The organism is Salinisphaera orenii subsp. orenii MK-B5, assembly GCF_003788635.1.
GTDB classification, from domain to species: Bacteria; Pseudomonadota; Gammaproteobacteria; order Nevskiales; family Salinisphaeraceae; genus Salinisphaera; species Salinisphaera orenii.
In genome coordinates, this window is the sequence record NZ_AYKH01000023.1 from 134149 (window position 1) to 148430 (window position 14282).

Annotated in this window: 14 protein-coding genes; 3 read left to right on the forward strand and 11 right to left on the reverse strand. The window is 68.9% G+C overall.

Features of this window, described 5'->3' with window-relative positions; all coding sequences use genetic code 11:
* Positions 1-58 precede the first annotated feature (58 nt).
* Complete coding sequence (gene hrpA / locus SAOR_RS11195; RefSeq protein ID WP_123631490.1) at positions 59-4018, reverse strand: ATP-dependent RNA helicase HrpA; 3960 nt, start codon at positions 4016-4018, stop codon at positions 59-61.
* 134 nt (positions 4019-4152) lie between these two features.
* Between hrpA and SAOR_RS11200 the strand changes: the two genes are divergently transcribed.
* Entirely contained in the window at positions 4153-4992 is an 840-nt protein-coding gene (locus SAOR_RS11200; protein ID WP_123631491.1) for an N-acetylmuramoyl-L-alanine amidase, read from the forward strand.
* Positions 4993-5363: 371 nt separating this feature from the next.
* On the opposite strand, the gene SAOR_RS11205 is transcribed toward SAOR_RS11200, so the two are convergent.
* From SAOR_RS11205 to SAOR_RS11225, 5 genes are all read right to left on the reverse strand, one after another.
* Positions 5364-6512, reverse strand: coding sequence for a 5-(carboxyamino)imidazole ribonucleotide synthase (locus SAOR_RS11205; RefSeq protein ID WP_123631492.1), 1149 nt, complete (start codon positions 6510-6512; stop codon positions 5364-5366).
* Positions 6509-7000 carry a 5-(carboxyamino)imidazole ribonucleotide mutase gene (gene purE, locus SAOR_RS11210; RefSeq protein WP_123631493.1) on the reverse strand — a complete coding sequence of 164 codons (492 nt, stop codon included), beginning with the start codon at positions 6998-7000 and terminating at the stop codon, positions 6509-6511. The genes SAOR_RS11205 and purE overlap by 4 nt, the downstream gene beginning before the upstream one ends.
* A 186-nt stretch (positions 7001-7186) precedes the next feature.
* The gene (locus SAOR_RS11215; RefSeq protein ID WP_123589930.1) at positions 7187-7804 is read right to left on the reverse strand and encodes a TPM domain-containing protein; all 618 of its coding nucleotides are present in this window, start codon (positions 7802-7804) and stop codon (positions 7187-7189) included.
* Between the two features lie 9 nt (positions 7805-7813).
* The gene (locus tag SAOR_RS11220; RefSeq protein WP_123631494.1) at positions 7814-8596 is read right to left on the reverse strand and encodes a TPM domain-containing protein; all 783 of its coding nucleotides are present in this window, start codon (positions 8594-8596) and stop codon (positions 7814-7816) included.
* 5 nt (positions 8597-8601) lie between these two features.
* Positions 8602-9183: a LemA family protein gene (locus SAOR_RS11225; RefSeq protein WP_123631564.1), complete on the reverse strand. Its 582-nt coding sequence runs from the start codon at positions 9181-9183 to the stop codon at positions 8602-8604.
* Positions 9184-9377: 194 nt separating this feature from the next.
* Here SAOR_RS11225 and SAOR_RS11230 point away from each other — a divergent pair, with 194 nt between their 5' ends.
* Both SAOR_RS11230 and SAOR_RS11235 read left to right on the forward strand, forming a co-directional pair.
* Complete coding sequence (locus SAOR_RS11230) at positions 9378-9917, forward strand: SRPBCC family protein (protein ID WP_221179965.1); 540 nt, start codon at positions 9378-9380, stop codon at positions 9915-9917.
* Positions 9918-9976: 59 nt separating this feature from the next.
* The gene (locus tag SAOR_RS11235) at positions 9977-10345 is read left to right on the forward strand and encodes a DUF488 domain-containing protein (RefSeq protein WP_123631496.1); all 369 of its coding nucleotides are present in this window, start codon (positions 9977-9979) and stop codon (positions 10343-10345) included.
* Positions 10346-10370: 25 nt separating this feature from the next.
* Here SAOR_RS11235 and SAOR_RS11240 read toward each other — a convergent pair whose 3' ends face one another.
* The 5 genes from SAOR_RS11240 to SAOR_RS11260 all read right to left on the reverse strand — a co-directional run bounded on the left by SAOR_RS11240 (position 10371) and on the right by SAOR_RS11260 (position 14156).
* Positions 10371-10958 carry a YqaA family protein gene (locus SAOR_RS11240; protein WP_245965452.1) on the reverse strand — a complete coding sequence of 196 codons (588 nt, stop codon included), beginning with the start codon at positions 10956-10958 and terminating at the stop codon, positions 10371-10373.
* Between the two features lie 33 nt (positions 10959-10991).
* Entirely contained in the window at positions 10992-11708 is a 717-nt protein-coding gene (locus tag SAOR_RS11245) for a hypothetical protein (RefSeq protein WP_123631497.1), read from the reverse strand.
* Positions 11709-11814: 106 nt separating this feature from the next.
* Positions 11815-12129: a hypothetical protein gene (locus SAOR_RS11250; RefSeq protein WP_123631498.1), complete on the reverse strand. Its 315-nt coding sequence runs from the start codon at positions 12127-12129 to the stop codon at positions 11815-11817.
* Positions 12130-12309: 180 nt separating this feature from the next.
* Positions 12310-12588, reverse strand: a complete 279-nt coding sequence (locus tag SAOR_RS11255) for a hypothetical protein (RefSeq protein WP_123631499.1) — start codon at positions 12586-12588, stop codon at positions 12310-12312.
* Positions 12589-12779: 191 nt separating this feature from the next.
* Positions 12780-14156, reverse strand: a complete 1377-nt coding sequence (locus SAOR_RS11260) for an MATE family efflux transporter (RefSeq protein ID WP_123631500.1) — start codon at positions 14154-14156, stop codon at positions 12780-12782.
* Positions 14157-14282: the final 126 nt, after the last annotated feature.

Consider the following 14282-nt stretch of genomic DNA (forward strand, 5'->3'; position numbering starts at 1 on the left):
GTCGCCGTGGTGTTCGCCCTACCCGCAACCACGTCTAGCCGGCGCAAGTGCGGACGCCTCAGCATTCGGCCTGAACCGCCGCGAGGCGCTTGCGCGAGACCTTCATCGCCGTGCCGAGCGGCTGGGCGAAGACCTGGACGCGATATTCCTCGACCATCCAGCGCAGCGTGGTGAGGGCGTCGGGCCAGCGGCCGCGGGCGAGCGCACGCTCGGCGCGCTGTTTGTAGTCCTGCCAGAACGGCGCGACCTCGTGCATGCGTGCGCGATCGGCGTCGGCGCCCTCGCGCGCGAGCTTGTCCAGGCGCTGCTCGATAGCCGCGAGATAACGCTCAAGGTCTCGGCCCATCCGGGCGGGCTGCGCGCAGTCGCTGATGAAACCGGCATAGAGCAGATGGGCCATCTGGTCGCGGATGTCGTCGACCGCCGGCATCCAGTCCAGGCCGATGTTCTTGGACAGCCGCTTGCGCAGTGCGGCGGCGCGCGACAGCGCGGGCTTGAGCCGTGCCCAGAGATCGACCGCGTCCGCCATGAGATGCGTGCGCACGGCCTCGACGCCAGCCTCGAAGCCGGCGCGGTCGCGCGGGGCCTCGCCCAGGCGGGCCGCGATCAGCGCGTTGAGCAGATCGGCGAGCAGCGCCGGCTCGGGGTCGGTCGCCAGCGCCGAATGGACCACCGGATCCACCGCCAGCGTCTCGGGCGCGGTGGGCAGCGGCATCACCGCGGCCTGCTTGAAGCCGTCGAGATCGCGCTTGACCAGCCGGCACTGCTTCGCACACGCCAGCCGCAGCAGGCGGATCACGCCCTGGCGGTGGAGTGCATCGGCGCGTGGCATGTCGTCGATGAGTTCCAGATCGACGTGCGTGCCGCGGTCGATGAGCGCCGGCCGCGCCTGCAGTCTGACGCCGGCGTGCGACAGATCCACGTGTGCCGGCAGGTCGCGGGCCGGCCACTCGGTCAGCCCCTGCTCGCTGATGTCGTCGTCGGAGGCGCGGCTGACCGCCTCCCGGGCGCGGCCGCCGAGTTCACCGCGCAGGGCCGCGAGATCGCGCCCGGCGGCGATCTCGGCGCCGGCGTCGTCGATCACGGCGAAGCGCATGCGCAGATGGGTGCTGGGCTCGAAGTCGTCCCAGACCTCGGCGGGGATCTCGGTGCCGGTCATCGCGTGCACGGCCTCGCGCAGTGCGGCGATCGGATCGCCCTCGCCGAAGGTCACGCGCTCGGCGGCGGCGCGGGCGAAATCCGGGACCGGCACCACCGCGCGCCGCAGACTCTTGGGCAGCGCCTTGAGGTATTCACGATATTTCTCCTCGAGCAGCCCCGGCACCAGCCAGGCCGCGCGCTCGGCCGACATCTGGTTGAGGGCGGCCAGCGGCAGCCGCGCGGTCACGCCGTCCGCCAGCGTGCCCGGCTCGAAGGCGTATTCGAGCGCGATCGGCGTATCCCCCAGACGCAGCGTCTCCGGATAGGCGTCCTCGGGCAGTTCGATGCCGGCATGACGCAGCAGCGTCTCCTCGTCGAAGCGCAGCGTCGTGTCGTCGTGATCGCCGAGCCACTGCTGCAGCGTCTTGCGGTCGCGCACACTCTCGGGCAGGCGCTCGTCGTAGAAGTGCGCCTGGGTCGACTCGTCCACGAGCAGATCGCGCCGACGAAAACGGGCCTCGCGGGCGGCGATGTCGGCCACGATGGCCTGATTGTGTTCGAGAAACGCCGGCAGCCGGCCGCGCTTGTCGGCCACGGCGAAGGCCACCAGCCCGTCGCGGATGAAGATCTCGCGGGCGATCGCCGCGTCGATGCGGGCGAAGTCGACCTTGCGCCCGTCCGACAGCGTCAGCCCGAAGAGCTTGACGCGCTCGCGTGTGGCCACCTGGCCGCGGCGCTTCTCCCAGTGCGGGTCGTAGTGCTCGCGCGCGACCAGATGGGCGCCGGCGTCCTCGATCCACTTCGGATCGACGCCGGCGACCGTGTGTCCGAACAGGCGGCTGGTCTCGATCAGCTCGCCGGCCACGATCCATTTCGGCGCCTTCTTCGAGAGCACCGAGCCGGGAAAGATATGGAACCGGCGCCCGCGCGCGCCCTGGTAGACGCCCTTGTCCTCCAGCATGCCGATGTGATCGAGCAGCCCCGAGAGCAGCGCCCGGTGCAGGGCCACGAAGTCGGCCTCGGCGAGACGCCCGCGGGCGGGACCGCTGTCCAGGCCCAGATCGCCGCCGATGCGCCGCAGCTGGCGCGCCAGATCCTCCCACTCCCGCATCCGCATGAAGTTGATGAAGCGATCGCGGCACCACCGCCGCAGCTGATTGCCCGAGTGCTCGCGCCGGGCGGCAGCGAAGGCGTCCCAGAGCTTGAGCAGCCCCACGAAGTCGGAGCGCACGTCCGCGAACGCCGCCTGGGCGCTGTCGGCGGCCTCACGCTGTTCCGGCGGGCGCTCGCGCGGATCCTGGATGGTCAGACCGGCGGCCAGCACACGCAGGGCCGCGGGCACGCCGTGCTGACTGCCGGCGATGAGCATGCGTCCGATGCGCGGGTCCAGCGGCAGACGCGCGAGCTTGCGTCCGAGCGGCGTGATGCGCGCGTCGGCGAGTGCTTCGAGCTGGACCAGCAGATTGCGGCCGTCGTTGATGTAGCGCCGTTCGGGCGGATCGATGAAGGGAAAGGACTCGATGTCGCCGAGTTTGAGGTCGGCCATCGTCAGCAGCACGTTGGCCAGGTTCGTGCGGCGGATCTCCGGATCGGTGAACTCGGGTCGGTCGTGGTAATCGGCCTCGTCGAACAGCCGCACGCAGATGCCCGGCGCCACGCGGCCACAGCGGCCGGCGCGCTGATTGCAGCTGGCCTGGGAGACGCGCTCGATGGGCAGCCGCTGGACCTTGGCCGCGGTGGAATAGCGGCTGATGCGCGCGAGCCCGGTGTCGATCACATAGCGGATGCCCGGGACGGTCAGCGAGGTCTCGGCGACGTTGGTCGAGAGCACGATGCGCCGGCCGTTGGAGGCGCTGAAGATCCGGTTCTGGGCCGAGCGCGTCAGCCGGGCGTAGAGCGGCACGATCTCGGGACGGTACTTCTCCCCGGCGAGCGCGCGCGTCAGATGGCGTTCGGCGTCGCGGATGTCGCGCTCGCCCGGCAGGAAGACGAGAATGTCGCCGGGGCCTTCGCGCCAGAGTTCGCGTGCTGCGGCCTCGACCGCCTCCGGCATATCCTGGCCGTCGGCCGGCGGGCGATAGCGCACCGTGACCGGATAGCCGCGGCCGGCCACGTTGATGATCGGGGCGTCGTCGAAGAAGGCGGCGAAGCGCTCGGGGTCGATGGTCGCCGAGGTGACGATGAGCTTGAGATCCGGTCGTCGTGCGAGCAGCCGCTTGAGATAGCCGAGCAGGAAATCGACGTTGAGCGTGCGCTCGTGCGCCTCGTCGATGATGATCGCCTCATAGGCGTTCAAGAAGCGGTCGCGCGCGGTCTCGGCGAGCAGGATGCCGTCGGTCATCAGCTTGAGCTGGGTGGCATCCGACAGGCGGTTCTCGAAGCGCGTCTGGAAGCCGACGAGCCCGCCGAACTCGCTGCCGACCTCCTCGGCCACGCGCTGGCCCACGCTGCGCGCGGCCAGGCGCCGCGGCTGGGTGTGGCCGATCAGCCCGCGGGCGCCGATGCCGGCCTGCATCAGGATCTTGGGCAGCTGCGTGGTCTTGCCGGAGCCGGTCTCGCCGCAGACCACGACCACCTGATGCGAGGCCACGGCGTCGGCGATCTCCTCGGCCCGGCCGCTGACGGGCAGATCGTCGGCCAGCGTGATCGCGCCCAGGGCGTCGAGCCGTGTGCGGACGACTTCGGCGCTGGCCTCAATCTCCGCGTCCACGGCGGCACGGGCCTCGGCGCTCCGGGCGCGCGCCAGCCGGCGCCCGAGACGGTGGCGGTCGCGCGTGCGCACGCCGGCGAGCCGGGTCTCCGGGTTCGCGCCGGTCGCGGCGTCGTCGTCGGTCGGGTGTGAGCGGCGGGATTCGGGGATCGGTTCACCTTGGGGCATGGCGTGTGGCGTGCCGGACTGCGGCCGCCAGTTTAAAGCCTACGGCCCGGCTGCTGCCGGGCGTCCCGCGCGCCGGCGCGGCGTGTCGCGATCTGACAGAATGCGGGCGTTCGCCCGGGGACCGCTGACCGCCGATGATGATTCAACGCCACCTTTGCCGGTGGGCCGTGCTGGCCACCGCACTCGTGCTCGCCGCCTGCGCGGCGCCGGAGACGCTGCACGAACGCCCCGGCTACTGGGCCGATCAGAGCACCGCCGCCCGGGCTTACAACGAGCGCGTGCGGTTTCTCGTGCTGCACTATACCGGCGGCGACGAAGCCCGCGCGGTGCAGGTGCTGACCGGGCCCGCGGTCAGCTCGCACTATCTGGTGGCCCCCGCGCCGCCGGAGCGCGGCGGCGCCCCCATCGTGCGGCAGCTGGTGCCGGAGCGGGCGCGGGCTTGGCACGCCGGCACCAGCAGCTGGGCGGACCGGTCGCATATCAACGACAGCTCCATCGGCATCGAAATCGTCAACCGGGGACGCCACGAGAGCCCGCGCGGGCAGGTCTGGGCCGGCTACAGCGCAGCCCAGATCGATGCACTGATCGTGCTGTTGCGCGATCTCGTCTCGCGTTACGACATCCAGCCGCAGAACGTGGTCGGTCACGCCGATGTCTCGCCGGGGCGCAAGATCGATCCCGGACCGGCCTTTCCCTGGAAACGCCTGCACGAGGCCGGCATCGGCGCCTGGCCGGATCCGGGGCGTGTCGCGACCTACCGCGCCCGCTTTCGGCGGCGCATGCCGGACATGCGCACCATCCAGCGCGCCCTGGCCCGTTACGGCTACGATCTGCCGGTAACCGGCGAACATGACCAGCGTACCCACGCCGTGCTCACGTCCTTCCAGATGCATTTCCGACCGGCCCGCTATGACGGCCGGCCGGATCCGGAGACCCTGGCACGACTCTGGGCCCTGAACGCCGAGTATCGTTAGCGGCCTGCGACTGACGCGGTCGCGCGCCCCGACCGGCGCACGTAGCGGTGATCAGAAACCAGGACAGTGCATGTCGTCACCGCCCGCTTGGCCGATGTGGCCGCTCGGCCGCTCGGCCGCTTTTGATCCGGGTGTGCGATCGAGGTTGTGCGATCGCTGCGATCGTCGGTCGATCGGCTTCGTAAAAACCTGCGATGCGTGACGCATTCGAGCCGCCGGATGGCGCGGTTATCGCGGCCGGCGGCTCGAGACGCCGGAGCGGGGTGCGGGCAAGGCGCGAGTCGCCGCTGACGACGCGATATGTTCGAACAGCCGCGAGCTCGGCCCTGTCGCGCCACGGTGCCGGCCAGGCGACCGTGCCCGCAGACCGATCAATCGCCGGTGTCGGCTGCGAGCGCCTCGCGAGCGGCGATCGCGCGCCGAGCGGCATCCTCTCCGTCGTCGCCGAAAGCCACGAGATGGCCCATCTTGCGCCCGGGCCGGGGTTCGGCCTTGCCGTAGAGGTGCAGCTTGATCGCGGGATCGGAGAGCGCATGCACCCATTTAGGCGTACCGGCAGCCCACAGATCGCCGAGCAGATTGACCATGGCCGAGGGCCGCAGCCGGCGCGTATCCCCCAGCGGCAACGCACAGACCGCACGCAGCTGCTGTTCGAACTGGCTGGTCACGCAGGCATCGAAACTGAAATGGCCGGAATTGTGCGGGCGCGGGGCGAGCTCATTGACCCGCAGCGTGCCGTCCCGGCCGAGGAAGAATTCCACGCAGAGCACGCCGACCACGTCCAGCGCCTCGAGCACGCCGCGGGCGATGGCGACGGCCTCTTCGGCGATCGCCGGGTCGATGTTCGGATCCGGGGTCGAGACGTCCAGGATATGATCACAGTGGCGATTCTCGGTGACGCCGTAGTGGGCGAAGGCGCCGTCGCAGCCGCGCGCGGCGACCACGGAGATCTCGCGCTCGAAGTCCACGAAACCCTCGAGCACGGCTTCGCCGGCGCCGATGGCCGCCCAGGCCGCGTCGGCCTCTGACGGCGTGTCGATCACCGCCTGGCCCTTGCCGTCATAGCCGAAGCCCGCGGTCTTGAGCACGCAGGGCGTGCCCAGCCGCGCGATCGCGCCGTCGAGGGTGGCGCGGTCGGGAACGTGCTCGAACGGCGCGGTCGGAAAGCCGGCGCCGGCGAGAAAATCCTTCTCGCGCTGCCGGTGCTGGGCGATGTGCAGCACGCGTCCCGCGGGCCGCACCGGGACGTGCTCGGCGGCCGTGGCCGCGGCTTCGTGCGGCACGTTCTCGAATTCGAAGGTGACCGCGTCGACGCGGCTGGCGAACTCGGCGACCGCCGCCAGGTCGGTGTAGTCGCCCACCGCCTCGCGGTCGGCGACCTGCCCCATCGGCGTGTCGTCGCCGGGCGAGAAGGTGTGCACGCGATAGCCCATGCGGCGGGCGGCGAGCGCGAACATCCGCCCCAGTTGGCCGCTGCCCAGCACGCCGACGGTCGCGCCCGGGAGGATGGGCCGGCTCATGGCAGTCGGTCCGAGCCGACCTGGTCGGCCTGGCGTTGCCGGAAGTCCGCCAGCGATTCGCGCAGCTCGCTGCGGTGGGCGGCCAGCATGGCCACCGCGAACAGCGCCGCATTGCGGGCGCCGGAGTCGCCGATGGCAAAGGTCGCCGTGGGCACGCCGCCCGGCATCTGCACGATCGACAGTAGCGAATCGAGGCCGTTGAGGGCGCGGCTTTTGACGGGTACGCCGAGCACCGGCAGCAGCGTCTGCGCGGCGACCATGCCCGGCAGATGGGCCGCGCCGCCGGCGCCGGCGATGATGATCTCCAGGCCGCGATCGGCCGCTGTGTTCGCATAGTCGCGCATGGCGTCCGGCGTGCGGTGCGCCGACACCACCCGGCATTCGTGCGCCACGCCGAACGTGTCGAGCATCTCATGGGCATGGCACATGGTGTCCCAGTCGGACTTGCTGCCCATGATCACGCCCACCAACGGGTTGTCGTCCGCCATATCGCCCCCTGCACCCGGGTACAGAAAAGCCGTGCAGTGTACCAAGTTCGCGCGTTCGATGGCGGCGGGCGGTCGCGACCCTCATGACAGGCGACGTGCAAGGTGCGCCCAGGCGCCGCGATCGCAGCGATTCGGCGCCATCGAGGCAGGCCCCGCTCCGGCCTCGCCCCGCCGACCCGATCCGGCCTAATCGAGGATGATCAGACGATTCGGCAGCTCGTTGCGTTCGTGGGTCGCCGGTACCGCCGCCTGCAGATGCGTGCCGCAGGCCTCGATGCAGTGGAGAAAGCCGGCCAGCGTCTCGCCGCGCTTCACATGGGCGGTGAAGTCGTCGACGATCGCCGACCAGGTGGCGTCATCCAGGCGCTCGGATATGCCGCGGTCGACGATGATCTCCACGTAGCGCTCGGCTTCGGAGACGAAGATCAGCATGCCCGTGGCGTCGTCGGTGTGATGCAGGTTCTGTTCGAGAAACTGCCGGCGCGCGAGGTTGGCCGCACGGCCATGGCGGATGCTGCGCGGGATCAGACGCGTGGCGACCTGCGGTACGCGGAAGATGGCGCCCAGGATCACGAAACAGCCCCACTGGATGAGCAGCAGCGTCTGCGCGTGCAGGTCGCCGGTGAAGAACAGCGCCGCCCCGGGTACGAGCAGCGCCACGAGGCCGGCCCAGAGCAGCGGGATGAAATGGTAGTCGTCCGCACGTTCGGCGAGCACCGTGACCAGTTCCGCGTCGGTATGACGCTCGACTTCGGTGATCGCGTCGGCGACCTGTTTGCGTTCGGTCTCGTTGAGCAGACTCATGTCCTCGTCCTACCAGCCGCCGGAGGCGCCGCCGCCACCGAAACCACCGCCACCGCCGGAGAAGCCGCCGCCACCGGAAAAACCACCGCCGCCGAAACCGCCGCCGATGGGCAGCGGGAGAATGCCGAAGCCGCGTCGCCGCCGCCGGCCGCGCCCACCGCCGGCACCGCCGCCGAACAGGCCGATGATCATCACCATGAGCACGAAGAACATGATGCCGCGGCCCAGCGACGGCCCCTCCCCGCCGCGCGATTCGCTTCGCTGCGCTTCGGCCAGCGGATCGCCGCCGAGCACCTGCACCATCGCCGCGGCACCGCGCTCGATGCCGCCGGCGAAGTCGCCCTCGCCAAACGCGGGCGTAATGATGCGGTTGATGATGACCGACGACTGCGCATCGGTGAGGCGCCCCTCCAGACCGTAGCCGACCTCGATGCGCACCCGGCGTTCGTCCTTCGCCACGAGCAGCAGCGCGCCGTTGTCCGAGTCGGCCTGGCCGATGCCCCATTCGCGGCCGAGCTGATAGCCGTATTCCTCGATCGTCTCGCCGCCCAGATCGGGCAGCGTGGCCACGACCACCTGCTCGCCGCTGGACTGCTCGTGTGCGGCCAGCATGTCGGTGATCTCGCGCTCGATCGCTGCGTCGAGCATGTCGGCGTTGTCGACCACGCGCCCGGTGAGTTCCGGGAAGGTCGGCGCCGCCGCGGCGGCCGCGCTCAGACACAGCAGCACGAGCATCGCCGCCCACAGAGGCCGGGACGCGATGCGCCCGCCGGATCGGGTTGTCGCCGTCATGCGCATCAGAAGTCGACGCTGGGCGCCTGGTCCGCGTTCTCGCTGGTGGCCTCGAAGGTGGCGTGCGGCTCCATGTCGCTATAGAGCAGCGTGTGCCAGAGGCGGCCCGGGAAGGTGCGCAGTTCGGTGTTGTATTTCTGCACCGCCTGGATGAAATCGCGGCGCGCCACCGAAATGCGGTTCTCGGTACCCTCGAGCTGCGACTGCAGCGCCAGGAAGTTCTGGTTGGACTTGAGGTCGGGGTAGCGCTCCGAGACGGCCATCAGCCGGCTGAGTGCGCTGGAGAGTTCGCCCTGCGCCTGCTCGAAGCGCTGCAGCTGCTCGGGATTGTCGAGCACGTCCTCGCCGACCTGAATGGACGTGGCCTTGGAGCGCGCCTCGGTGACCGCCGTCAACGTCTCCCGCTCCTGCTCGGCGAAGCCCTTCACCGTCTCCACCAGATTGGGCACCAGGTCCGCCCGGCGCTGATACTGATTCTCCACCTGCGCCCACGCGGCCTTGACCTGCTCGTCGTAAGTGGGAATGTTATTGACGCCGCACCCGGAAACCGACAGCACCAGCAGCGCCAGGGACAGCCAGGCGAGCATGGGCCGGGCACGCACGGCATGAAGCGACGACATGAAGCGTTTTTCCTGCACTTGACGAACCTCGCCGGAACAAGCTGAGCGTTTGAATACCGCGTACCATACGCGATGTCGCCGACGTGTTGGCGACGGCATGACGGTACCGCCGTGGCGGGCGTCTGAACGCCCCGCGGCACAAGCAATAATAACGAGGACCCATGATGACCCATCGTTTTCTTACAACACTCGCCGCCGCCCTGCTGCTCGCCGGCGGCCCCGCGGTCGCCGCGGATGATACCGCCAGCGACGGGGCGTCGGGCGACATCGACGTCAAGGAAAGCATCACCGTCGACGCGCCGCCGGCCAAGGTATGGAAGGCCATCGGCGACTTCGATGCCATCGACCGCTGGCACCCGGCCGTCGAGTCGGCGGAGATCGTCGAGGGCGAGAACAACGAGCCGGGCGCCCGCCGGCATCTGACGCTGGCCGGCGACGGCGGCACGATCGATGAAGAACTGGTCGCCCGCGACGACGACCGAATGAGCTACAGCTATCGGCTCATCGAGGGCGTGCTGCCCGTGCGCAACTACCGCTCCGAGATCGTCGTGAAGGCGGCCCACGGCAACGCCACGCGGATCGTCTGGACGGGCAACTTCGATGCCGCCGAAGGCGTCGAGGACGCCAAGGCGCAGGAAGTGATCACCGGCGTCTACACCGGTGGTCTGGAGAACGTGAAGAAGATGATGCAGGCGGACTAGCCGTGATTGCGGCCGGCTCGGTGGTCGACCGAGCCGGCCTTTCACCGGTGGATGCCGACATGAGCCGCGCGCCCGTTCACATCAAGCGCGCCTACGACTGGCCCGCCGAGGGCGACGGTCACCGAGTGCTCGTGGACGGGATGTGGCCACGCGGTGTGCGCAAGGCGGACGCCGCGATCCACGCGTGGCCGCGCGAACTCGCGCCGAGCAAGTCGCTTCGCCAATGGTTCGGCCACGATCCGGATCGTTTCGATACCTTTCGCGCCTGTTTTCGCGAGGAGCTCGCGAGCAGTGACGCGGCCCGGGCCGAACTCGAGCGCCTGAACGAGCAGCGGCTGGAAACGCCGGTGACGCTCGTGTACGCGGCACGCAATCGCGACTGCAACAACGCGGTGGTGCTCCAGGAACTGCTGACCGAGCAGCGCTAGTCGCCCGCCCCGCGCGTCGGCTGGTTCACGAACCGCCCAGCATTCGCATGCCGACGATCACGCCGGCGATCAGCAGGAGCAGGCTCGTGCCCAGCAGCAGGGCGTGGCGTCGCCACAGTGCGAGCGCGCGCTCGCCCGCCAGATACACCAGCAGCGCCAGGCCGAAATAGCGCAGGCCGCGGGCCAGGCCGACGGCGACGAGAAACAGCGGCAGCGCATAGCCGGCGATCCCCGCGGCCAGCAGTGCGACCTGAAACGGAATCGGCGTTACACCGATCGCGACGATGGCCAGAAAACCGTTGTTCGAGAAACGCTGGCTGAAGCGCTCGTAGGCGGCGTCGGCGCCGAGCGTGTCCAGCAGCCACTGGCCGATGGAATCGAACACGAAGAAACCGATGCCGTACCCGATGAGCGAGCCGGCGACGCAGCCGCCGAAGGTGACCGCCGCGATCAGCCACAGCCGTGTCGGACGCGCGAGCATATACGGCACCATGACCAGTTCGATCGGAACCGGCAGGATCAGCGTCTCCATCGCCGACAGTACGCCGAGCCATGCGAGGCCGTGGTTGGAATCGAGCAGACGCTGTGTCCAGCGCGAGGCGCGCGTCACCATGGCCGGCGCATGCGACGTATCAAGCGTATCTCCTCAGAGGTCCATCTGTGGCGAGGCGTCATCGCAGATGACGGGTGTCGCCTGTGCCATGGCCATCCAGTGCCGGGTGGCCAGGCGACACGGCGTTCGCGGTGCGGCCCGAGCCAGAGTATAGCCCTGCTCCGCCCGCCAGACGACCACGCCGTAATCGGTCGGAATCTCCTCCGGTTCCGCGATGCCCTCGGCCAGCACGAGATAGCACTCATCGGCGAGCTCCCGATAGCGGGCCGTCTTGTCGGCGCGCAGCTCGCTCAACAAGTCGGCGCGGCGCACCTTGATCTCGTGGACCCGGGGCGCGAGATGATCGGCCCGCAGGCCGCGCGTCACCGAGAACACGTCCGGTCGGCACACGCGCCAGCGCCCCTCGCGAGCGGTGCGCATCGCCAGTTCGGTGAACACCACGCGACCGGTCGTGGCCAGATGCCGGGCAACGCCGGCGACGACTTCCGCGTGGCGGGCGCGCGCCCCACGGTGGCGCGTCATGTTCTCGGCGAGCGCGGCGCGGCCCGCTTCGGTGAGCAGAAAACGGCTCGCCGCCCGCGGATCGGCGATTTCCCGGATGAGGCCCCGGGCCAGCAGATCGATATCGATGCTGTCATGGTGCGCCCAGCCCAGGCTGCGCCAGTAGTGGCGCAGTCGAATCGCGTGGCGGCGCGGCAGGCCCGCGCGGCCGCAACTGTCGTTCCGGTGATCTTGAATCGAATCGTGCATCGGCAGCGAGACTAAATGCACGGTGGGTCAGCACGCGATACGCACAAAAAAATGTCCGGCCGAAGCCGGACATTCAGATCGGAGCGGCAGTAGACGAGCGCCGGGGTTACTGCTTCTGTCCGGAATCCGACTTGCCGTCGTCGCTGGACATGTTGTCTCTCTCCTCCAGATGTTCCTGCTGCGACTGGGTCGTCGGCATGCCGCCGGTGGTCTCGCCGGTTTCCTGCGTGTCCCGGCTGTCGGCGTCGTCCGGCACGTTTTCCAGGCTCTCACTCTGGTGTTCGGTCGCCGGCATGATGGTGTCGTCGCCCTGTTTGGCCTGATCGGCGGCGATGGCAGGCACAGCCATCGCGAGCGCGAGCAGCCCGCTTGCCAGGGCGCCGTTGAGCAGTCCGCGCTTCAGTATCCGGATATCGCTCATTATTCTCTCCTCTTTCTCGTTGATATCGAACGATGCCTCAAGAGCACGACCTCTCCCGCCGCGCTCGAACCCTATGACTATCACGTTTCGGCCGGCAGCCGTGCAATCCGCATAATTGCGGACAAAAAAAGACCCGGCCTGAGCCGGGTCTTGACGACGGCCGATGGCCGAACGCGGGATCTATTTCTGCGCCACGGCGCGCAGGAGATTGCCGCGATCCTGACCATGGTCCAGAACCTGCATCTGGCTGCGCGTCGCCGGCACGTCGGCGTGGCCGGGCTCGGCGTTATCGGACGTCGAGCCGTCGGAGACGTCGCGCAGCATGCTGGCCTGCGAGCTGGAGGCCGGAACCATCGTCTCGGCGGCGGCATTGCCCTGTCCCGCGAGCGCCGGTGCGGCGACGGCGGAAAGTGCGATGGCGGCGACGGCCAGATGAGTGCGGTCGAAGAATTTGGTCATTTCGAACTCCCTTTCAGACGAAAAATGTCAATACCACTAAAGTCGAGTGATGAATATGACACTGGTCTGTGTCATTGCAAGCGCTGCACTGCAGCACGATGCTTGCAAAACGTCCCAGAAAGCCGAAGGTGCTTGTCTAAGTTGATTTTTTGGGTGTCCATGGAATTTCAGGATGAGGTCATAGGCCGCACCTATGACTGGGCGCGGATCCGGCTCGAATCGTCCGAGTGTGTGGCCGGCACGACCTGAAGACTGCGATAGAACACGACACAGGCCAGCGCGCCGGCGAGCAGATTGCCGATCGCCGCGCCGATGCCGACGGTCACCATCGAATCCGCCCAGACCCCGAGTGCGATGCACGGCAGATAGCAGACGAACAGGCGCGCAAACGAGATCATCAGCGCGCGCAGCGGCCATCCCAGCGCGTTGCCTGCAGACACCACCAGCATGCACAGGCCGAGCAGCGCGTAGCTCGGCAGCATGAAGCGGATCAGCCACGCCAGACCCTGCCGAACCTCCGGATTGCCGGTCAGCGCCTGGGCGATCCAGGGGGCGAGCAGGCACATCGTGACCCCGAGCAAGAGCTGCCAGACGACGACCGCTTGGGTCGCCACCCGCATGAGCGCGCGGATTCGCGGCCAGTGGCCGGCGCCGTAGCAATGCCCGAGCCACGGCGGCAGAGACATCGTCAGTGCCAGCACCACCATGAGCGACACGGTTTCGAGGCGGCTCGCCAGGCCCCAGGCCGCCACCGCCGAATCCCCGAGTCGGGCGATCAGCCCGGTCGCGACCATGGCCGACAACGGCGGCATCAGCTGACTGAGCATGGCCGGGCCGGCGATGCTCAAAAAGCTCGGCGTGGAGATCTTCGCCTCGCCGATCAGGCCGTGGCCGCTCAGCCAGTCTTGGCGCGACACGCGCCAGACGAGGAGGACCACGGCCACGGCGAAGGCGAGTATCGTCGCGATTGCCGCACCCGGCAGGCCGAAACCGTCCCAGCCGCCGACACCGAATATGAGCACCGGGTCGAGCACCAGATTGCACAGGCTCGTCAGCACCATCAGCGTGCCCGGCAGGCGGGTGTTGTTATGGGCACGAAACAGCGTGTAGCCGAAATAGACCACGCCGCCGAGCCAGTTCGCAGCCAGCTGCGGGGCCCAGTACGCGCGGATGCGCCCCAGCATCTCGCCGTCGGCGCCCAGCATCCGGAACAGCGGCGCCTGGAACAGCCAGAGGCCGACCGCGAGTGCGGCCATGATGGCGCTGCCGCCAATCAGCACGAGACTGGCCAGGCGCTTTGCGCGATCGTCGTCGCCGGCGCCCATCGCGCGCGAGATCGTCGCCGCCATGGCGATGCCCAGCCCCACCTGCACGCCGATCATGAGAAACGTCAGCGGAAAGGTGAACGACTGCGCCGCCAGCGGTTCCGTACCGAGCCGCGCGACGAACGCCGAATCCACGAGCTGGAAACCCAGCAGTGACAGTACGCCGATCGCCATCGGCCAGGTCTGGGCGAAGAGCTGCCGGCGCAGCGCACCGGAACTGGCTGTCGGCGGAGTATCGACCATGCAGCGGCCACGTGGCAGAAGAGTGGATGCGGCGGTACGAACACGGCGCCGCGGACGCGGCGACGCGCGGGTCGCCGGTACGTTCGTAACGGGCTAGATTGCGCTGGCCGCGCGTTTTACAAGTCG